Raw genomic sequence first — 19,356 nt, 5'->3', positions numbered from 1 at the left:
TTAATGTGAATGAGCGTGAGAGTGGCTATGGCTGTGGGCATCGCTGGCATAGGCGCCCGCTTCCGGTTCAAACGGCAGGGAGTCGAAGGTCACCTCCAGCCCGAACGGGCGCAGCATGTCGTCGAGAACGTGATCGTGGTGATAGCGCAGTTCGCCGGGCATGATCTGCAGCGGCACGTGACGGTTGCCCAGGTGGTAGCAGGCGCGGGCGAGCAGGAACGGGTCGGCGCAGCGCACCACGGAGACCGACTCTGCCGCTGCGATCACTTCGATGACCTCACTACCGTCGTCTGTCGTCAGCAGGTCGCCCCCGCGCAGCAGCAGGCCGCGCGGCAACATCAGCCCGGCGTCGCGGCCGTCGTTCAGCGCCACACGGGCGCGGCTTTTCACCCGCACGTCAATCGGCAGCGTGACGCTGGCGGTAATCGGGTGCGCGTGGTCCAGGCGTTGGGTTAAATAGATCATCATCACTCCTCAGAACAGGAAATAGCGTTGCGCCATCGGCAGAACGTCGGCCGGTTCGCTGGTTATCAGTTCACCGTCGACGCGCACCTCGTAGGTTTGCGAATCGACGGTAATATTGGGCAGTAAACCGTTGTGGATCATGTCGGTCTTCTTCACCGTCCGGCAGCCTTTCACCACCGCCGTGGCGCTTTGCAGATTGAGCTGCTGCGGGACGCCGTTCGCGCTGGCGGCCTGGGAGATAAACGTCAGCCGGGTGGCGTGGCGCGCGGCGCCCAGCGCGCCAAACATCGGGCGGTAATGCACCGGCTGCGGCGTGGGGATCGAGGCGTTAATATCGCCCATCGGCGCGCAGGCGATCATTCCGCCTTTGACGATGGTGGCAGGTTTGACGCCAAAAAACGCCGGTGACCAGACCACCAGATCCGCCAGCTTGCCCGCCTCAATGGAACCGACCTCATGGGCGATGCCGTGGGTCAGCGCCGGGTTGATGGTGTACTTAGCGACATAGCGCTTCACGCGGAAGTTGTCGTTATCGCCGGTCTCTTCCGGCAGGGCGCCGCGCTGGACCTTCATGCGGTGCGCAACCTGCCAGGTACGGATAATCACTTCTCCCACGCGGCCCATGGCCTGTGAATCTGACGAAGTGAGCGAGAACGCGCCGATATCGTGCAGCACGTCTTCAGCGGCGATGGTCTCCCGGCGAATGCGCGACTCGGCAAACGCCACGTCCTCGGCAATATCCGGGTCGAGGTGGTGGCAGACCATCAGCATGTCGAGATGCTCGTCGATGGTGTTCACCGTGTAGGGCAGCGTCGGGTTGGTGGAGGAGGGCAGAATATTCGGATGCGCGCAGGCGGTGATAATATCCGGCGCATGGCCGCCGCCCGCGCCTTCGGTATGGAAGGTGTGGATGGTACGCCCACCAATCGCGGCCAGCGTGTCCTCGACAAACCCGGACTCGTTCAGCGTGTCGCTGTGCAGCGCCACCTGAATATCCATCTCTTCGGCAACCTCCAGCGAGCAGTTGATCGCCGCGGGCGTTGCGCCCCAGTCTTCGTGGATCTTCAGCCCAATGGCGCCAGCCGCGACCTGCTCGCGCAGGGCGTCCGGGTTAGAGCCATTACCTTTGCCGAGGAGGCCGATATTCACTGGTAGCGTATCGGCTGCCTGCAGCATACGCGCGATGTACCACGGCCCTGGCGTGCAGGTGGTGGCGTTGGTGCCCGCCGCAGGGCCGGTGCCGCCGCCGATCATGGTGGTCACGCCGGAAACCAGCGCCTCTTCCGCCTGCTGCGGGCAGATCCAGTGAATATGGGTGTCGATCCCGCCCGCGGTCACGATCTTCCCTTCGGCGGCAATCACTTCCGTTGCGGCGCCGATTGGGATCGTCACGCCGGGCTGAATATCCGGGTTACCGGCTTTACCGACGGCAAAGATCCGCCCGTTCTTGACGCCGATATCGGCTTTCACGATCCCCCAGTGATCGATGATCAACGCGTTGGTGAGCACCAGATCCACGCAGTCGTCGGCGGTCATCTGCCCCTGGCCCATACCGTCGCGGATCACCTTTCCGCCGCCGAATTTGACCTCTTCACCGTAGACCGTGAGATCGTCTTCCACTTCGATCCATAGCTCGCTGTCGGCCAGCCGCACTTTATCGCCGGTGGTGGGGCCGAACATATCGGCATACGCCCGGCGTGAAATGTCAGCCATTTTTCACCTCCCCCATCACCTCGCCGCGAAACCCGAAAATACGCTGCGCGCCCGTCACCTGTACCAGCGTGACTTCCCGCTTCTGGCCTGGCTCGAAACGCACGGCGGTGCCTGCCGGAATATTCAGCCGGTAGCCTCTGGTGGCTTCCCGGTCGAACTTCAGCGCCGGGTTGACCTCGTAAAAGTGATAGTGCGATCCGACCTGGATCGGCCTGTCGCCGTGGTTTTCAACAATCACTTGTTGGGTTTCACGCCCGACGTTGAGGGCAACCGTGCCGGGCTGGATCTGGTATTCGCCAGGGATCATGACGTGCTCCTTAGACGATCGGATTGTGGACTGTGACGAGCTTGGAGCCGTCCGGGAAGGTGGCCTCCACCTGAATATCCGGGATCATCTCCGGTACGCCCTCCATTACCTGGTCGCGCGTCAGTACGTGACGACCCGCTTCCATCAGCGAGGCGACGGTTTCGCCATCGCGCGCGCCTTCCATAATAAAGGCGCTGATCAGCGCGACCGATTCCGGATAATTGAGCTTAACCCCGCGCGCAAGGCGGCGTTCGGCAACCAGCGCGGCGGTGAACAGCAACAGCTTGTCTTTTTCTCTGGGGGTCAGTTCCATAACGTTTCTCTTATGTCTGCCAGATACGCGGTGAACAGGCATTTTTAGGGGTGAGAAGCGGGCGAAGCGACTGCCAGATGTCGCGCATCACCCGCTGGCATATCAGGTTATCGTGGGAGAGGAAACGCACCGACAGCAGATCGTCGGTAAGCGTTGCACCTGCATAATTTCCCAGCGGTGCGAGGCGCTCGCGGACCGTATCAAGATGCGTTTCCCCGGCCGGATAGAACAGCAGCGTGCCGAGCCACGGATGTCCGTCAACGGGCGCAAGATCGCCGTCGCTCAGGTGCTGACGCTCAATCAGGCGCGGTTCATCGTCTACCCAGACCTCAAGGCGGCTCTCCAGCGTGCCGTGGCTGAAGGTTTCACCGATTACCGGGCGACCCAGGCAATACAACTCCCACGCCAGCAGCGTGCTGGAGGCCTTCAGGTGGAAGACGGAGCGCAGTGCGGCATTGGCACCGGGAAAGAGGATGGTATCTTGCGGCAACCACTCCAGCGTGGATCCATCATCGAGATAAAAGTGTTGATTCAGACAGGCCTGCGGGCCGCTGCTGCGATAGAACTTACTGGCGCCGGGCATGGTGATAAGCGCGTGGCTTTTGGCGTCCAGCCGAACGGAAATGTCCAGCGTATCGCCGCCCACAATGCCGCCGGGCGGATGCAGTAAATAGAGGTGACAGGTTTCCCCTTCGGGATAAAACGGGCGTTGAACGGTGAGCGGCCCGACGTGGTGGGCGGCGTGCAGGAGGGTTTTCTCAGGGGTGTGACAAAACAGCAGGGCAAGCGATGCCTGCCAGCCTTTATACGTATTATCAGTGACCTGAGCTGCTAACATGCTGCATCCATTTCCACACCATCGGGATACGTTTCAGTATGCCCTGGCGGAAATGAAGGCTGTCATATGAGTCGCTTATGGATACGTTTTCTGCTGCCGGCGTTGCGCGTTTTACTCCGGATCTTTTTTCTTTCGCTTGAGCTTCGTCCAGATTTTGGTCTCCTGACGACGCCACAGACGCTGAATATTATCGTGATGACGCAGCAGGATCAGGCAGGAGAGCATTGACACCGGGAAGGTGAACTGGGGTTTGAACCACCAGACGTAAAACGGAGCAATGAGCGCGCTGACGATGGCGCCGAGCGAGGAATAACCGCTCAGCAAGATGGTGAGCAGCCAGGTGCCCGCCATTACGCCGGTAAGATCCCAGCCGATAGGGGCGATAGCGCCAAAGGCGGTTGCAACGCCTTTACCACCTTTAAAACCGAAGAAAACGGGCCAGATGTGGCCGACGCAGGCAGCAATCGCAATGAGCCCCAGCCAGAACGGCGTAACGCCCAGCGCATAAGCGCCCCAGACGGGTAGCATCCCTTTCAGAACATCAAAAATCAAAACCGCTACGGCTGCTCCCTTGCCGCCAATTCTAAGTACGTTGGTCGCTCCCGGATTCCCGGAACCACTTTCACGCGGGTCAGGTAACCCGGCAATGCGGCAGACCAGAATGGCGCTGGAGATTGAGCCGCAAAGATAGGCGAGGAGGATCATTCCAGGCGCGATTGCACTCATAACGCTGTTCCGTTTTGAAAATGTATCTGTATTCTCAGCATCTGTGGATAATACGCATAATTCGCCGGAAGTGGTATCCGGTTTAGCCAAAAAGCAGGCAGGTCGTGATGGATATTGTATTTATAGAGCAACTTTCGGTAATCACCACAATTGGTGTTTACGACTGGGAACAGACCATCGAGCAGAAGTTAGTGTTCGATATCGAAATGGGCTGGGACAACCGCAAGTCAGCAAAAAGCGATGATGTGAATGACTGTCTGAGCTACGCCGACATCAGTGAAACGGTCATCGGCCATGTGGAAGGACAGCGTTTTGCGCTGGTGGAACGTGTGGCGGAAGAGGTGGCGGAACTGCTGCTGACCAAATTCAACTCACCGTGGGTGCGCATCAAGCTGAGCAAGCCGGGAGCGGTAGCGCGTGCGGCCAATGTGGGCGTGATTATCGAGCGTGGCACAAATCTGAAAGGCAAGATTTAACGTCATAATTGCTAAACCATTTTAGGTTATATCGGTCTTATAGCTGTATCTTTCACGGGAGCCGTTGGGGCGACCGTTTTTTTTATATCTTTTTAGGGGTTTATAGATGAGCGATATGCACTCGCTGCTGGTGGCGGCAATACTGGGTGTGGTCGAAGGATTGACGGAGTTTTTGCCAGTTTCCAGTACGGGCCATATGATTATCGTTGGCCATCTGCTGGGCTTTGAAGGCGATACCGCAAAGACGTTTGAAGTCGTCATTCAGCTCGGTTCTATTCTGGCGGTGGTCGTGATGTTCTGGCGTCGCCTGTTTGGCCTGATCGGCATCCACTTTGGCCGTCTGCCGCAGCGTGAAGGCGAAGGCTCGGGACGCCTGACGCTCATTCATATTCTGCTCGGGATGATCCCTGCAGTGGTGCTGGGCCTGGTTTTCCACGATGCCATCAAATCGCTGTTTAACCCCATTAACGTGATGTACGCGCTGGTGGTCGGTGGCTTCCTGCTGATTGCTGCTGAAGTGCTGAAGCCAAAAACCCCGCGTGCGGAAGGGCTGGACGATATGACGTATCGTCAGGCATTTATCATTGGCTGCTTCCAGTGTCTGGCGCTGTGGCCGGGCTTCTCCCGTTCTGGGGCAACGATTTCCGGCGGGATGTTGATGGGCGTGAGCCGTTACGCGGCGTCGGAGTTCTCGTTCCTGCTGGCGGTGCCGATGATGATGGGCGCCACCGCGCTGGATCTCTACAAAAGCATTGGCTTCCTGACCACGGGTGACATTCCGATGTTTGCCGTGGGCTTTATCACCGCTTTTATCGTGGCGCTGATTGCCATCAAAACCTTCCTGCAGCTGATTAAGCGTATCTCGTTCATTCCGTTCGCGATCTACCGCTTTATTGTCGCGGCTGCCGTTTACGTGGTCTTCTTCTGATGACCCACTGCCCTCAGTCTTTCGGCTGAGGGCAACGTTTTTCCTTCCACGCCGTTACGGCCTCAATTCGCCGTTTCGTCAGCTCTTCACGAATTTCCGGGCCTTTAAATCCTGCCTCGACAACGTCTTTCGTCGGCACCGCTTTTGCCACAATCCACGCTTCGCGCAGCAGTCGCCCCTGAGGGTAATCGGATGCTTCAAACCCGGTGCGGCCGCGAACGTCGGCTTCGCTGGTGAGTGCGATCTGCTCCACGCGCTGCGGCTTGCGCCAGGCGTCGATATTATCGAACAGCTTCACGATAGTGGCGGGTTTCAGGATCGGGAAGGTGTGGATCAGGTCGTGGAATTCAGCGACCAGTTTTGCCAGGTCACGGATCTCATTCGGCACGCGCAGGCGCTGGCAAAGCCCTTCTACCAGCTTTACGCCTGCCGGGCCGTGACCATGATGCCGTGGCCAGAATTCTTTCGGCGTTAAGCCTTTGCCGAGATCGTGGCAGAGGGTGGAAAAACGCACGTCTACTTCAGGACTGAGCATGGCCGCCATGCTCAGCGTCATCAGCGTGTGCACGCCGGTATCAATTTCCGGATGCCATTTTGCCGGCGCGGGTACGCCAAACAGCGCGTCGATTTCAGGGAACAGCACCTTTAGTGCGCCGCAGTCACGCAGGACCTGGAAAAAGACCTGTGGGTTGCGGGTGGTCAGGGCATTTTCCGTCTCTTTCCAGACGCGCTCCGGCGTCAGGTGTTCTAATTCGCCCGCCTCGGTCATGGCCGTCATCAGCGCCATCGTCTCATCCGCAATGCGGAAGCTCAGATGGGCGTAACGCGCGGCAAAGCGCGCCACGCGCAGAACGCGGAGCGGATCTTCAGAAAATGCCGGGGAGACGTGACGTAAAAGACGGTTGCGCAGGTCATCCTGTCCGCCGTAGGCATCGATGATATGGCCGTTTTCGTCCTGTGCCAGGGCGTTAATGGTGAGATCGCGGCGCAGCAAATCCTGCTCCAGCGTCACATCCGGCGCGGCGTAGCAGGTGAAACCCGTATAGCCGGAGCCGGATTTCCGTTCGGTACGCGCCAGAGCGTACTCTTCGCGGCTTTTCGGATGAAGAAACACGGGAAAATCGCGGCCTACCTGCTGGTAGCCCGCGTCGAGCATCTCTTCCGGGGTGGCGCCAACGACAACCCAGTCTTTATCTTTGACCGGCAGACCTAACAACGCATCACGTACCGCACCACCGACCAGATAACTCTTCACGCCCAACTCTCCCGTTTTCTCTTTTCCAGAATGATACGTAAGTCTGGCAGAGAAGACGAATTAGTTCATCCAGCGGTCTTTACGCTTGCGGCTTGGGATAAGATGCGGCAGGACCAGACCCAGCACCAGACCCACGCCCAGCACGCCGCCGCCATACATAAACCACTGCATGATGATGGTGCGCTGCTTGTCATCAAGCTGCAGATTCGCGGCGTTTACCTTTTTCTGCGCGACGATCAGCTCGTTTTTGAGTTTTTGATTCTCTTCTTTCAGACCGTTAATCACGCTGTCGCTCTGTGCCACTTTCTGCTGCATCTCTGCGGTGCGCTGGTTCCAGGTACCGTCGATGTTGTTCAGCTTGTCGGTCAGAGTCTTCACCTGGTTTTCCAGATCCGGAACGCGCGTGCGCAGGCTTGGTACGGTGCTCAGCTCTTTCAGCGGGATCCAGGAAGTACGACCGGTACTGTCGCGAACCTGACCATAGTTGGTGTCCGCGTTGGTCTGTAACAGGGTGACTTCCTCGCCGGCATTCACCGTGCCCACGAGGCGATAATTATCTCCGGGGCCACTGCGTACCCAGGTGTTCAGTTCGTCAGAAACGTAACGCTTCTCTTCAGCGTGCACTGCGGTTGCGGCGCTAAAAGCGAGTAAAGTAAGTCCAATCAGGCGTAATTTAAGCATCATTAGTCGTTATTTTCATAAATAGTGGAACGATAGTAGTGGCAACAGTGTCTCTACGCAAAGCATTCGTCAGCAATCAGAATCATCTGTGTCACGACTCTACACATTTACGCCCGTCAAATTGCTCATTGCATGGCAATTTGGCGCAAAATACTATGTACTGACAAACAAATGGCGAGGAAGTTCGCCCTCATTGACGCGTCTGTGACGCCCGCAAAAGTACAAGGCTATGGCTCAGGAAATCGAATTAAAATTTATCGTCGAAAAAGACAGCGTTGACGCGCTCCGCCAGCATCTGCATACGCTCTCCGGCGAGCACCATGAACCCGTACAGTTGCTCAACATCTACTACGAAACGCCGGACAACTGGCTGCGTAGCCACGATATGGGGCTGCGCATCCGCGGCGCAAACGGGCGCTACGAGATGACGATGAAAATCGCCGGCCGCGTGGTCGGCGGTTTGCACCAGCGCCCGGAATACAATATCGACATCAGTAAGCCAGAACTTGAGCTGGATCGTTTCCCGGCGGAGGTCTGGCCGGAAGGTGAACGGCCTGCCACGCTGGCAGAGCAGGTACAGCCGCTGTTCAGCACCGATTTTTGCCGTGAGAAATGGCTGGTGACGGAAGGTAAGAGCCGCATTGAAATCGCGCTGGATTTAGGCGAAGTGAAGGCGGGTGAGTGCCAGGAGCCTATTTGCGAGCTGGAGCTGGAACTGCTGGAAGGAGATGCGAGCGACGTGCTGAAACTGGCGCGCAAGCTGGTGAGCCAGCCGGGTTTACGTCAGGGCAGCCTGAGCAAAGCGGCGCGCGGTTATCACCTGGCGGCAGGGAATGCGCCACGCCTGCTGAGAGAGACCCCGATTCTGCGTGTTGTTCCGAAGGCCAGCATTGAACAGGGCATGGAAGCGGCGCTGGAGCTGGCCCTCTCTCAATGGCAGTACCATGAGGAACTCTGGGCGCGTAACGTGAAAAATGCCAGCAAACAGGTGCTGGCCGCCATTGGGCTGGTGCGTCATGCCCTGGCACTGTTTGGCGGTATCGTACCGCGTAAAGCAAGTGCTCACTTACGTGACCTGCTGACCCAAACTGAAACGCTGATGCATTCCGATGTCTCCGCGCAAACGGTGATCTACAGCCCGCAAAACGCCGCGGCAAAACTGGCGCTGACCGAGTTTCTGGTGACGCGCGGCTGGCGCAGCTTCCTGGATGCAAAAGCGCAGACCAAAATCGCGGATAATTTTAAACGCTTCGCGGATATCCATCTTTCCCGTCACGCTGCCGAGCTGAGAACGACCTTCGCACATCCGCTGGGTGACCAGTACGGCGATCAGCTTCCCCGTCTGGCGCGTAATATCGACAGCATGTTGCTGCTGTCGGGGGCGTATGAGGGCGTGAAGGCGCAGGCCTGGCTGGAAAACTGGCAGGGGCTCAAGCATGCCATTGAAACCCGTCAGCAGATTGAGATCGAGCATTTCCGCAACGAGGCCATTTCGCAGGATCCGTACTGGCTGCACAGCGGAAAACGTTAATTCTGGCAAGGAACCCCTGATATGCCGCTTTCTTCGCAGTTACAGCAGCACTGGCAGACCGTTTGCGAACGTCTGCCCGAGTCTTTACCGGCGTCATCGTTAAGCGAGCAGGCCAAAAGCGTGCTCACGTTCAGTGATTTTGTTCAGGAAAGTGTGAGTGCCAACCCGGACTGGCTGGCAGAGCTGGAGAGCGCACCGCCGCTGGCGGATGAGTGGCGGCAGTATGCCAGCTGGCTGCAAGCCGCGCTGGCAGATGTGGCTGATGAAGCCACGCTGATGCGCGTTCTGCGTCAGTTCCGCCGCCGGGTGATGGTACGCATTGCCTGGGCGCAGTCGCTGGCGCTGGTGAGCGAAGAGAGTACGTTGCAGCAGTTGAGCGAGCTGGCGCAAACGCTGATCGTCGCCGCGCGAGACTGGCTCTACGCCGCCTGCTGTAAAGAGTGGGGCACGCCGTGCAGTGAAGAAGGGGTTCCGCAGCCGCTGTTAATTCTGGGGATGGGGAAGCTGGGCGGTTGCGAGCTGAACTTCTCCTCAGATATCGACCTGATTTTTGCCTGGCCGGAAAACGGCTCGACGCGGGGCGGGCGCCGCGAGCTGGACAACGCCCAGTTCTTTACCCGCCTCGGCCAGCGTCTGATCAAGGCACTGGACCAGCCGACGCAGGACGGCTTTGTCTACCGCGTGGACATGCGCCTGCGCCCGTTTGGCGACAGCGGTCCACTGGTGCTGAGCTTTGCCGCGCTGGAGGATTATTACCAGGAGCAGGGACGTGACTGGGAGCGTTACGCAATGGTCAAAGCGCGGATCATGGGCGACAGCGACGACGCTTATGCTAACGAACTTCGCGCCATGCTGCGCCCGTTCGTTTTCCGCCGCTACATTGATTTCAGCGTGATCCAGTCCCTGCGTAATATGAAAGGGATGATTGCCCGCGAGGTCCGCCGCCGTGGGCTGAAGGACAATATTAAGCTCGGCGCGGGCGGCATTCGTGAAATTGAATTTATCGTTCAGGTCTTCCAGCTCATTCGCGGCGGGCGAGAGCCGTCGCTGCAGTCGCGCTCGCTTCTGCCGACGCTGAGCGCCATTGAGCAACTGCACCTGCTGCCGGACGGCGACGCGCAAACCCTGCGCGAAGCCTATCTTTTCCTGCGCCGTCTGGAAAATTTGCTGCAAAGCATCAATGACGAGCAGACGCAGACATTGCCGGGCGATGAGCTGAACCGGGCGCGTCTGGCCTGGGGCATGGGTGCGGACGACTGGGCGGCACTGACCGAAACGCTGGACGCACACATGGCAGGCGTGCGCCGCATCTTTAACGATCTGATTGGCGACGATGAAAGCGAATCCCCGGATGATGCGCTCTCCGAGCACTGGCGCGAGCTGTGGCAGGATGCGCTCCAGGAAGATGACACCACGCCGGTGCTGACGCACTTAAGCGATGATGCCCGTCATCGTGTGGTGGCTTTAATTGCCGATTTCCGTCTCGAACTGAACAAACGCGCCATCGGGCCGCGCGGTCGTCAGGTGCTGGATCATCTGATGCCGCACCTGCTGAGCGAGGTCTGCTCGCGAGAAGACGCGCCGGTGCCGCTGTCGCGCATGATGCCGCTGCTGAGCGGGATTATCACGCGTACCACCTATCTTGAGCTATTGAGCGAGTTTCCGGGCGCGCTGAAGCACCTGATAACGCTCTGCGCCGCGTCGCCGATGGTGGCGAACAAGCTGGCGCGTTACCCGCTGCTGCTGGACGAACTGCTCGACCCGAACACGCTCTATCAGCCGACGGCGACGGATGCGTATCGTGACGAGCTGCGCCAGTATTTGCTGCGCGTGCCTGAAGAGGACGAAGAGCAACAGCTGGAGGCGCTGCGCCAGTTTAAACAGGCACAGATGCTGCGCGTGGCGGCGGCCGATATTGCCGGAACGCTGCCGGTGATGAAAGTGAGCGATCACTTAACCTGGCTTGCGGAAGCGATTATTGACGCGGTTGTCCATCAGGCGTGGGGGCAGATGGTGGCCCGCTACGGTCAGCCAAAACATCTGGCCGATCGAGAAGGGCGCGGCTTCGCGGTGGTGGGTTACGGCAAGCTCGGCGGCTGGGAGCTGGGATACAGTTCCGATCTGGATTTGATCTTCCTGCATGATTGCCCGGCGGACGTGATGACCGACGGCGAGCGCGAAATCGACGGGCGTCAGTTCTATCTGCGCCTGGCCCAGCGCATTATGCACCTGTTCAGCACCCGCACTTCGTCCGGCATTCTGTATGAAGTAGATGCGCGCCTGCGCCCGTCCGGCGCGGCGGGCATGCTGGTGACCTCAACGGAATCCTTCGCCGATTATCAGAAAAACGAAGCCTGGACGTGGGAGCATCAGGCGCTGGTGCGTGCCCGCGTGGTCTATGGCGATCCGCAGCTGCACGCGCAGTTCGATGCGATTCGCAAGGCGGTCATGACCACCCCGCGCGAGGGCAGTACGTTGCAGACCGAGGTGCGCGAGATGCGCGAGAAAATGCGCGCGCATCTGGGCAATAAGCATCGCGATCGCTTTGATATAAAAGCCGACGAGGGCGGTATTACCGATATTGAATTTATCACTCAGTATCTGGTGCTGCTGCACGCGCACGACAAGCCGAAGCTGACGCGCTGGTCGGATAACGTGCGCATTCTGGAACTGCTGGCGCAAAACGACATTATGGACGAGCAAGAGGCGCAGGCCTTAACCCGCGCCTACACCACGCTGCGCGATGAACTTCATCACCTGGCGTTGCAGGAGCAGCCGGGACATGTCGCGCTGGACTGTTTTGCCGCAGAGCGCGCCCAGGTGACGGCAAGCTGGCAGAAATGGCTGGTGGAGCCGTGCGTAACAAATCAAGTGTGATATTATCGCGCGCAAATTGTGAATCTTTCTGGAGTCAGGAATGAAAGTAACACTGCCAGAGTTTGAACGTGCTGGAGTAATGGTTGTCGGGGATGTGATGCTGGATCGCTACTGGTATGGACCAACCAGCCGTATCTCTCCGGAAGCACCGGTACCGGTGGTTAAGGTCGATACCATTGAAGAGCGTCCCGGCGGCGCGGCAAACGTGGCGATGAACATTGCCTCCCTGGGCGCACAGTCGCGTCTGGTTGGCCTGACCGGCATCGACGATGCGGCGCGTGCGCTGAGCAAGTCGCTGGCGGACGTGAACGTGAAGTGCGACTTCGTTTCTGTTCCGACCCACCCAACGATTACCAAGCTGCGCGTGCTGTCGCGCAACCAGCAGCTGATCCGCCTCGACTTTGAAGAAGGGTTTGAAGGCGTTGATCCGGAGCCGCTGCACGAGCGCATTAACCAGGCGCTGGGTAGTATCGGTGCGCTGGTGCTGTCCGACTACGCGAAAGGTGCGCTGGCGAGCGTGCAGACGATGATTCAGCTGGCGCGTGATGCTAACGTGCCGGTGCTGATTGACCCGAAAGGCACCGATTTTGAGCGCTATCGCGGCGCGACGCTGCTGACGCCAAACCTCTCTGAGTTCGAAGCGGTGGCGGGCAAGTGCAAAACCGAGGAAGAACTGGTTGAACGCGGCATGAAGATCATTGCTGACTTCGAGCTGTCTGCGCTGCTGGTGACCCGCTCCGAGCAGGGGATGACGCTGCTGCAGCCGGGCAAAGCGCCGCTGCATATGCCAACCCAGGCGCAGGAAGTGTACGACGTGACCGGTGCCGGTGATACGGTGATCGGCGTGCTGGCGGCGACGCTGGCAGCGGGTAACTCCCTGGAAGAGGCCTGCTACTTCGCGAACGCTGCGGCGGGTGTGGTCGTCGGCAAACTCGGGACCTCAACCGTTTCCCCTATCGAGCTGGAAAACGCGGTGCGCGGGCGTGCCGACACCGGTTTTGGCGTCATGACCGAAGACGAGCTGAAAGTGGCTGTTGCCGCTGCGCGTAAACGCGGCGAGAAAGTGGTGATGACCAACGGCGTGTTCGACATTCTTCATGCGGGTCACGTCTCTTATCTGGCGAATGCGCGCAAGCTGGGCGATCGTCTGATTGTGGCGGTCAACAGCGATGCGTCGACCAAACGTCTGAAAGGCGAAACACGTCCGGTGAACCCGCTGGAGCAGCGCATGATTGTGCTCGGCGCGCTGGAAGCGGTGGACTGGGTGGTGTCGTTTGAAGAAGATACCCCGCAGCGCCTGATTGCTGGCATTCTGCCGGACCTGCTGGTCAAAGGCGGTGATTACAAGCCGGAGCAAATCGCAGGTAGCGAAGAGGTCTGGGCCAACGGTGGTGAAGTGATGGTGCTCAACTTTGAGGACGGATGTTCAACCACCAACATCATCAGGAAGATCCAGAAAGACAGTCAGTAAAAAAACGGGCCAGTTGGCCCGTTTTTTTCATGTCGCGTGGCGGCTGCGCCGGGATCATGTAGGCCCGGTAAGCGAAGCGCCACCGGGCACAACAGGCCGCACTTATGCCTGATCATCCACCGGTGGAATCGCCGGTGCTGGCTTCACTTCTTCCGGTGCATGACGGTTTTCCAGCTCGCTCAGACGCTGTTCCAGCAGCGCCAACTTCTCGCGGGTGCGCAGCAGAACCTGCGTCTGCACGTCGAACTCTTCGCGGCTAACTAAATCAAGGCGAACCAACTGCGCCTGCAGCGTCTGGCGGATTTTCTTCTCAACGTCATCACCAAATTCACGAATGCCTTTTGGCATGGATTCATGAACCTGACGCGCAATTTGCTCAATTTTCTTTGGGTCAATCATTGTCGTTTCCCTTGATGGAAAGGTGTCAGTGTCCATTGTAGCGCGTCATGCCCGGGGTAAACAAAATTGTTTGATGCTTATGCATTGCCCAGCATAATCAATAGCGTTATAGTTATCTCGCTTATTCTCAGGGCGGGGCGAAATTCCCCACCGGCGGTAAATCAGCTTCACGCTGAAAGCCCGCGAGCGCTTTGGGTGACTACTCAAAGGTCAGCAGATCCGGTGTAATTCCGGGGCCGACGGTTAGAGTCCGGATGGGAGAGAGTAACGATCCAGTCGGGCATGGGCCCGCTCACGTTATCTTTTTGCCGCTTGTTCGGCGCTCCTAAGACTGCCCTGATTCTGGTAACCATAATGTTAATGAGGTTTTTTTACCATGAATCAGACGCTACTTTCCTCTTTTGGCACTTCAATTCAACGTGTTGAACATGCACTGGATGCACTGCGCGAAGGCCGCGGTGTGATGGTGCTTGACGATGAAAACCGTGAAAACGAAGGCGACATGATTTTCGCTGCCGAAAACATGACCGTTGAGCAGATGGCGCTGACCATCCGTCACGGTAGCGGCATCGTATGCCTGTGTATCAACGAAGAACGCCGCCAGCAGCTTGATCTGCCAATGATGGTTGAAAACAACACCAGCGCCTTCGGGACCGGTTTTACCGTGACCATTGAAGCTGCACATGGCGTAACCACTGGTGTGTCGGCGGCTGACCGTTTGACCACCGTGCGTGCAGCCATTGCGGATGGGGCGAAACCCTCCGATCTGCACCGTCCTGGCCACGTCTTCCCGCTGCGTGCGCAGCCGGGCGGCGTGCTGACCCGTGGTGGTCATACCGAAGCGACTATCGATCTGGTGACCCTGGCAGGCTTTAAACCTGCTGGCGTGCTGTGTGAATTGACCAACGATGATGGCACCATGGCGCGCGCGCCGGAGTGCATTACCTTTGCGCGTCTGCACAACATGCCGGTAGTCACGATTGAAGATCTGGTGGAGTACCGCCAGGCGCACGAGCGCAAAGCCAGCTGAAACCGCTGATGTGAAAAAGCCGGGGAAACCCGGCTTTTTTGTGGCTAGTGGTAGTTAATTTTAAACAGCACCACCGTTTCGAACGGACCTGACTGAATGGCTTTTCCCGCGTCGGGGGAGAGCTCCGCGGTATAGGTTTGTTCATAGTTCAATGTACTCCCGGTGAAATCCGCATACTCTTCGTAGTGGTTGAAGGTATAAGGCTGGGTTCCATTGAGGATACGTAGCTTTAAGCCATTTCCAATCAACAGGGCAGTATCGTTTTCGGAGAGCGACTCCGTCGTGTAAAACGATGAGTCCATTTTAAAGCCATCTGAACACTGGGCGTCCTGCACTTTCGTGGTTTTAACCGTAAAGGTGCGGTTGCGCGTTTGCTGATTCACGATGTCGCGAGCACTGAAGGTACCGAAATCTATCTCCTGGTTCTCAGGATAAATACTGAAGGTTGCGCCGCAGTCGAGGACGGTAATGTTTTCTAACCCGTTAATGTGGTACTTGAGGTTTTTTGCATCGGCCATCTGGTTAACCCCGCCTTTTCCGTCAAACTGCACCACGACGTAGTCCCCCAGCGAACTTTTGTAGCCGTGCGGCGGAACGGCCTTAATACGAACGTAAAGGCGCAGTCGGGCAATGAACGTGCGCGTGGTGTGAATATCATTGGCATTGCCTGAGCATAGTCGGTTCTCCCACCCCATTTGCTTAATTTGTTCCGGGGTGTACATGGTGATGTTGTTATTATCAAGGCACTGGCGGGTATCTACGCCGTTTGGCTGCCCCGTCGCGTCATAATCCATGCCTTCATAGGTGACCCCCAGCTCGTAGTAAGGGTCGGAAGCGGCTGGATAGGGGTTGACCCAGGCATAGACGTCCTCTTTTTCGAAGCTGCCGGCCACATCGTGGTTACAGGTGACCGGGATTTTAATGTCGTCAGATTCCCAGATCTTTTGCCCCACCTGTGCATTGCTGGGGATAGCAAACGGACTGATCGTTTTTGTCTCTTCCACCGGGCCGCCCTGAGCGCCCAGATAGCAATCGAGCGCCAGCGCGGCTTTTAAGGGCAGCAGCGCCAGCAGCATCGCGATCAAAACATTAGTGAGCTTTCGCATCGCTTGTGGCCTTCGCATCCTTAAGTTGGCAGGTCGACGTCCCCTGACAGGTCGCGTCAAGCTTTCGCAGTGCGCCGTAATCGTCGATATAACCAATGCTGTAATAGCTGCCGTGATAGCCACCGGTGGTGACAGAGGCGCTGGCAAAGGGTGCCAGCATCAGGCTGTCAAAGCCGGGCAGCATGGTTTTACCATTTTTGCTTAGCCAGGCGAGGGTGAGGTAATAAGGTGTAGGGTTATGAATTGTCAGCCCTTTTGCCGTTGCCGTCACCTCCATGCGCATTTCAGAACGATCGCCTGCTTTTTTCACGATAGCCTTCGGGCGCCAGAACAGCTTGATACGGCTCTGCATGGCGACCTGCATGACGCTGCGATCATCGTCGAGGCTGGCGCTTTTTGGTGGCACTTCGCGCAGGTTGAAGTAGAAGAGCGATTCCCGATCTTTTGGCAGCGCGTTGGTGGCCGCCTGCTTCACGATCCTGACCTGGGATGACGATCCGGGTTCAATGCGCTGGATCGGAGGAAGCGCCATAAAGTGGCTGTCTTCCTTACGACCGTTTTCGTCTTCGATCCAGGAGAGCGCAAGATAGGGGAGCGTTTTGCTCTGGTTATCGACCTTCAGGCTGCTGGCCTTGTCGGTTTCGGGAAAGACGATGCGGGTACGATCCAGATTAATGGCCGCCTGGCTGGCGAATGCTGTACCGATCAACATCAGGCACAGGCTTTTCAGTGGAGTGAGTTTCATCATAATTTACTGACACGGCAGCATAAGCTGCGAAAGGTTAGTGAGGTGTGAAGGTAGCGTGAAGCGACACTGGCTGGCGTCGCCCCAGGTTACCAGGAATTGCTGCTCGGGCTGTACGGCACCCAGCCAGACATGGCCCTCGTCGGCGACGATACCCACGTCTTTACCGCTATCCGCCATCTGGACGCGCGCGCCCAGCGGCGGCATGCCTGATGCGGTTCGCAGGATGCCCAGAACATCATTTCCTGCCCGGGTGGCGATCTGGCGGTAGCCGATGGCCCCTTCTGTCCAGGTCGAGGTCATGACGCGGTTATCCACGTCTACGCCTTCGGGGAGATCGTTCAGGTTGACCTGCACGCTTGACGGTGAGTAGCTGGAGAATGAAGGAAGCACCCCGATCCCGAAAGCGTTGGTCTGGTCACGCGACATGTTTAGCGGAATATTGCTGATGCCGTCCGTGCTCACCATGACACGCGGTTCGTTGCCGTAGCTGCGGCGGTGCAGGGCCATGCCTTTTGCCGTACCGGTGAATGACCCATTCCAGCTGGCGCTGAGGGAGCTGTAGTCATTCGCCTTATAACTTCCGGAAACGTTGAGATCGCCGAGCGGGGAGTAGTGCTGGTAGTTTCCGCTGAACTGCGCGCCTGCATCGGTCTGCTGACTTTCGGTACCGGCAGAAACGCCCCAGGTGTTGTTCTTATCAGAGGTGTCGTACCACGAGAGGGTCTGGCTCAGGTTGTCGCTGTTGCGCAGGTCATAGCTGAGGCGATGGTCAGGATCCAGCGGCACGCTGAGAGACAGGTAAAACTGATTGTCGTCCTCACGATCTTGATAGTGGGTTTTGCTGAACGATGCCGAAACGCCAAGGTTTTTCCAGCGGCCCAGATCGAAGTTATACCCCGCGGTCAGGCTGCCCGTATTGGATGGCGCTTCGTCCCACCAGGTCTGTCGGAGCAGGCTAAGGTAGAGATTGAGTGACAGCGCGGGAATGTACTGGCTGGCCGTGATGCTAAACGTCTGTTTTTCCGACTGGCTGTCATTATTCTCGCTGTCCAGGAAGCGTGCGTAGCTGAGGAACTGCGGGTCGGAGTAGCGGTAGCTGGCCAGGGTAAGCTGGCTTCCCGTGGTATCAAAGCGTTTGCTGTAGTTGAAGCGATAGCTGTAACCCGTCTGAGAGGGTTTGTTCGGGAGCTGGCTGGTCGCCTGGGTCACATCGAAGGAGAGGGCCCCGATCAGCGCGAGGTTTTGCCCGATGCCCGCTGCGATGGAGCGATAGTTATCGCCATCGGCGAGCGTGCCGCCGTACAGTGAGGTGTTGGAGAACAGGCCCCACGAGAACTCGCCGCTCATAAAGGCACTGTCTTCAAGGGCATGCGATGCATCTTCGCGGGGTTTGCCCACGGCAAGCTTGTAGCGAACCTGGCCCTTGCGCGTCAGGAAGGGCACGGAGGCGGCGGACACCTGAAACGTGCTCACGCGGCCGTCGTCTTCGGTAATTTTAACGTCCAGCGTGCCCTGGACGGATTGGTTCAAATCCTGAATGACAAACGGGCCGGGTGGCACCTTAGTTTGATAAATCACGCGGTCAGCGAGACTCACCGTGACGGTGGCATTAGTTTGCGCAATCCCGGCGATTTGCGGTGCATAGCCGCGAAGAGACCAGGGCAGCATGCGCTCATCGCTGATCAGCGACGCCCCGGTATAGGTAAAGGCATCAAAGATAGCGGACTGAAAGTCTGTCTCACCCAGCGTCAGTTTCGCGCCAAGCGTCGGCAGAGGACGGAACATATAGACGCGTGAGAAGCGGCCGTTATGGGTTGATCCTCCCTCGGCATGCGTTTGATTGTACTGATAATCGCTACGTAGACGCCATGCACCCAGGTTGGCACCTGCGGTTCCGTAGGCGTTCGCGTTATCCGTGCTGCTACCTTCCTGCGGCTGATAATGGCTGGCAAAGAGGTTGTAGTCCAGCAGCACGCCGGCCACGCCGTTGTCCCAGGTGGAGGGGGGCATCCAGTCGTTCGGACGAAATTGCATCATGGCCTGAGGTACGGTGACGTGCAGCGTTTGGGTTGATTGCTCGAAGCGGAATTTAATATCCGCCTGCGGGGTAAAATCCACGCAGCCCTGTTTAAGCGTTAGGGTCTTACGAACAGTGTCCTGCAGGCCAAAGGTGTCTGCCAGTTCTGCGGGAATACAGACTTCGGCTTTGTTATCAACCTCTTTCCAGGTCAGTTCCCAGCCGTTTGCCAGTGGAATATCGTTGATCGCGACGGTGACAAAATAACGTCCTGGCGTAACGGACGTCTCTTCTTTAAAGCGAGAAAGATCAATGCCCGACCGTAAATCTTTATCGATAGCATTAATATTAAATTCAGTGGCAGAGGCGGCGTGCGCAAGCAAGATGGCAGTAATGATGATTATCGATTGTGATTTATTTTTCATCATTCTGTTACTCGAATAAATAAAAAAGCCGACTGGTAAACATCACCAGT

Annotated in this window: 18 protein-coding genes and 1 riboswitch; of the genes, 6 read left to right on the top strand and 12 right to left on the bottom strand. The window is 57.7% G+C overall.

What is annotated here, in order from left to right; all coding sequences use genetic code 11:
- The 6 genes from ureE to plsY all read right to left on the bottom strand — a co-directional run bounded on the left by ureE (window position 1) and on the right by plsY (window position 4,362).
- Window positions 1–465 carry an urease accessory protein UreE gene (ureE, locus tag G0034_RS19635; RefSeq protein WP_023337818.1) on the bottom strand — a complete coding sequence of 155 codons (465 nt, stop codon included), beginning with the start codon at window positions 463–465 and terminating at the stop codon, window positions 1–3.
- A gap of 9 nt (window positions 466–474) precedes the next feature.
- A complete protein-coding gene (gene ureC / locus G0034_RS19630; protein WP_063614104.1) occupies window positions 475–2,178 on the bottom strand; it encodes an urease subunit alpha in 1,704 nt (567 codons plus the stop codon).
- Window positions 2,171–2,485, bottom strand: coding sequence for an urease subunit beta (locus tag G0034_RS19625; RefSeq protein ID WP_014885277.1), 315 nt, complete (start codon window positions 2,483–2,485; stop codon window positions 2,171–2,173). Before G0034_RS19625 ends, ureC begins: the two co-directional genes overlap by 8 nt.
- A gap of 10 nt (window positions 2,486–2,495) precedes the next feature.
- A complete protein-coding gene (locus G0034_RS19620) occupies window positions 2,496–2,798 on the bottom strand; it encodes an urease subunit gamma (protein ID WP_003862556.1) in 303 nt (100 codons plus the stop codon).
- 10 nt (window positions 2,799–2,808) lie between these two features.
- Window positions 2,809–3,636: an urease accessory protein UreD gene (locus tag G0034_RS19615; RefSeq protein ID WP_045134842.1), complete on the bottom strand. Its 828-nt coding sequence runs from the start codon at window positions 3,634–3,636 to the stop codon at window positions 2,809–2,811.
- 111 nt (window positions 3,637–3,747) lie between these two features.
- A complete protein-coding gene (plsY, locus tag G0034_RS19610) occupies window positions 3,748–4,362 on the bottom strand; it encodes a glycerol-3-phosphate 1-O-acyltransferase PlsY (RefSeq protein WP_014833311.1) in 615 nt (204 codons plus the stop codon).
- 107 nt (window positions 4,363–4,469) lie between these two features.
- On the opposite strand from plsY, the gene folB reads away from it, so the two are divergent.
- Window positions 4,470–4,838 carry a bifunctional dihydroneopterin aldolase/7,8-dihydroneopterin epimerase gene (gene folB / locus G0034_RS19605; RefSeq protein WP_014885275.1) on the top strand — a complete coding sequence of 123 codons (369 nt, stop codon included), beginning with the start codon at window positions 4,470–4,472 and terminating at the stop codon, window positions 4,836–4,838.
- 106 nt (window positions 4,839–4,944) lie between these two features.
- Window positions 4,945–5,766, top strand: coding sequence for an undecaprenyl-diphosphate phosphatase (gene bacA / locus G0034_RS19600; protein ID WP_023337815.1), 822 nt, complete (start codon window positions 4,945–4,947; stop codon window positions 5,764–5,766).
- 13 nt (window positions 5,767–5,779) lie between these two features.
- Here bacA and G0034_RS19595 read toward each other — a convergent pair whose 3' ends face one another.
- Together G0034_RS19595 and G0034_RS19590 are read right to left on the bottom strand one after the other, a co-directional pair.
- Complete coding sequence (locus G0034_RS19595) at window positions 5,780–7,021, bottom strand: multifunctional CCA addition/repair protein (protein ID WP_014885273.1); 1,242 nt, start codon at window positions 7,019–7,021, stop codon at window positions 5,780–5,782.
- 60 nt (window positions 7,022–7,081) lie between these two features.
- A complete protein-coding gene (locus G0034_RS19590; RefSeq protein ID WP_014885272.1) occupies window positions 7,082–7,702 on the bottom strand; it encodes a TIGR04211 family SH3 domain-containing protein in 621 nt (206 codons plus the stop codon).
- 229 nt (window positions 7,703–7,931) lie between these two features.
- Between G0034_RS19590 and G0034_RS19585 the strand changes: the two genes are divergently transcribed.
- From G0034_RS19585 to hldE, 3 genes are read left to right on the top strand one after another with little or no spacing between them, the layout of a single operon-like run.
- On the top strand, window positions 7,932–9,233 hold the full coding sequence (locus G0034_RS19585) for a CYTH domain-containing protein (RefSeq protein ID WP_179121212.1): 1,302 nt from the start codon (window positions 7,932–7,934) through the stop codon (window positions 9,231–9,233).
- Window positions 9,234–9,254: 21 nt separating this feature from the next.
- Window positions 9,255–12,110, top strand: coding sequence for a bifunctional [glutamate--ammonia ligase]-adenylyl-L-tyrosine phosphorylase/[glutamate--ammonia-ligase] adenylyltransferase (gene glnE / locus G0034_RS19580; protein WP_179121211.1), 2,856 nt, complete (start codon window positions 9,255–9,257; stop codon window positions 12,108–12,110).
- Window positions 12,111–12,150: 40 nt separating this feature from the next.
- On the top strand, window positions 12,151–13,581 hold the full coding sequence (gene hldE / locus G0034_RS19575; RefSeq protein ID WP_179121210.1) for a bifunctional D-glycero-beta-D-manno-heptose-7-phosphate kinase/D-glycero-beta-D-manno-heptose 1-phosphate adenylyltransferase HldE: 1,431 nt from the start codon (window positions 12,151–12,153) through the stop codon (window positions 13,579–13,581).
- A 102-nt stretch (window positions 13,582–13,683) separates the two neighbouring features.
- On the opposite strand, the gene ubiK is transcribed toward hldE, so the two are convergent.
- On the bottom strand, window positions 13,684–13,980 hold the full coding sequence (ubiK, locus tag G0034_RS19570; RefSeq protein ID WP_014885268.1) for a ubiquinone biosynthesis accessory factor UbiK: 297 nt from the start codon (window positions 13,978–13,980) through the stop codon (window positions 13,684–13,686).
- 119 nt (window positions 13,981–14,099) lie between these two features.
- A riboswitch (FMN riboswitch) is annotated at window positions 14,100–14,250 on the top strand.
- A gap of 106 nt (window positions 14,251–14,356) precedes the next feature.
- On the opposite strand from ubiK, the gene ribB reads away from it, so the two are divergent.
- The gene (gene ribB, locus G0034_RS19565) at window positions 14,357–15,010 is read left to right on the top strand and encodes a 3,4-dihydroxy-2-butanone-4-phosphate synthase (RefSeq protein ID WP_014885267.1); all 654 of its coding nucleotides are present in this window, start codon (window positions 14,357–14,359) and stop codon (window positions 15,008–15,010) included.
- 44 nt (window positions 15,011–15,054) lie between these two features.
- Here ribB and G0034_RS19560 read toward each other — a convergent pair whose 3' ends face one another.
- The 3 genes from G0034_RS19560 to G0034_RS19550 are packed head-to-tail and all read right to left on the bottom strand — an operon-like array spanning window position 15,055 to window position 19,306.
- Window positions 15,055–16,116 (bottom strand): fimbrial protein, encoded by a 1,062-nt coding sequence (locus G0034_RS19560; RefSeq protein ID WP_014885266.1) that lies wholly within the window; start codon window positions 16,114–16,116, stop codon window positions 15,055–15,057.
- Window positions 16,100–16,861, bottom strand: a complete 762-nt coding sequence (locus tag G0034_RS19555) for a fimbrial biogenesis chaperone (protein ID WP_059373176.1) — start codon at window positions 16,859–16,861, stop codon at window positions 16,100–16,102. Before G0034_RS19555 ends, G0034_RS19560 begins: the two co-directional genes overlap by 17 nt.
- Window positions 16,862–16,867: 6 nt before the next feature.
- Window positions 16,868–19,306 carry a fimbria/pilus outer membrane usher protein gene (locus G0034_RS19550; RefSeq protein WP_179121347.1) on the bottom strand — a complete coding sequence of 813 codons (2,439 nt, stop codon included), beginning with the start codon at window positions 19,304–19,306 and terminating at the stop codon, window positions 16,868–16,870.
- Window positions 19,307–19,356: the final 50 nt, after the last annotated feature.

Source organism: Enterobacter sp. T2, assembly GCF_010692925.1.
Classification (GTDB): domain Bacteria; phylum Pseudomonadota; class Gammaproteobacteria; order Enterobacterales; family Enterobacteriaceae; genus Enterobacter; species Enterobacter kobei.
Note: the sequence above shows the minus strand (reverse complement) of the source record. Positions and strands in the feature narration are given on the sequence as shown.

Coding starts and splice junctions, on each gene's coding strand:
- ureE (WP_023337818.1), bottom strand. CDS start 465: ATGATCTATTTAACCCAACGCCTGGACCACGCGCACCCGATTACCGCC.
- ureC (WP_063614104.1), bottom strand. CDS start 2,178: ATGGCTGACATTTCACGCCGGGCGTATGCCGATATGTTCGGCCCCACC.
- G0034_RS19625 (WP_014885277.1), bottom strand. CDS start 2,485: ATGATCCCTGGCGAATACCAGATCCAGCCCGGCACGGTTGCCCTCAAC.
- G0034_RS19620 (WP_003862556.1), bottom strand. CDS start 2,798: ATGGAACTGACCCCCAGAGAAAAAGACAAGCTGTTGCTGTTCACCGCC.
- G0034_RS19615 (WP_045134842.1), bottom strand. CDS start 3,636: ATGTTAGCAGCTCAGGTCACTGATAATACGTATAAAGGCTGGCAGGCA.
- plsY (WP_014833311.1), bottom strand. CDS start 4,362: ATGAGTGCAATCGCGCCTGGAATGATCCTCCTCGCCTATCTTTGCGGC.
- folB (WP_014885275.1), top strand. CDS start 4,470: ATGGATATTGTATTTATAGAGCAACTTTCGGTAATCACCACAATTGGT.
- bacA (WP_023337815.1), top strand. CDS start 4,945: ATGAGCGATATGCACTCGCTGCTGGTGGCGGCAATACTGGGTGTGGTC.
- G0034_RS19590 (WP_014885272.1), bottom strand. CDS start 7,702: ATGCTTAAATTACGCCTGATTGGACTTACTTTACTCGCTTTTAGCGCC.
- G0034_RS19585 (WP_179121212.1), top strand. CDS start 7,932: ATGGCTCAGGAAATCGAATTAAAATTTATCGTCGAAAAAGACAGCGTT.
- glnE (WP_179121211.1), top strand. CDS start 9,255: ATGCCGCTTTCTTCGCAGTTACAGCAGCACTGGCAGACCGTTTGCGAA.
- hldE (WP_179121210.1), top strand. CDS start 12,151: ATGAAAGTAACACTGCCAGAGTTTGAACGTGCTGGAGTAATGGTTGTC.
- ubiK (WP_014885268.1), bottom strand. CDS start 13,980: ATGATTGACCCAAAGAAAATTGAGCAAATTGCGCGTCAGGTTCATGAA.
- ribB (WP_014885267.1), top strand. CDS start 14,357: ATGAATCAGACGCTACTTTCCTCTTTTGGCACTTCAATTCAACGTGTT.
- G0034_RS19560 (WP_014885266.1), bottom strand. CDS start 16,116: ATGCGAAAGCTCACTAATGTTTTGATCGCGATGCTGCTGGCGCTGCTG.
- G0034_RS19555 (WP_059373176.1), bottom strand. CDS start 16,861: ATGAAACTCACTCCACTGAAAAGCCTGTGCCTGATGTTGATCGGTACA.
- G0034_RS19550 (WP_179121347.1), bottom strand. CDS start 19,306: ATGAAAAATAAATCACAATCGATAATCATCATTACTGCCATCTTGCTT.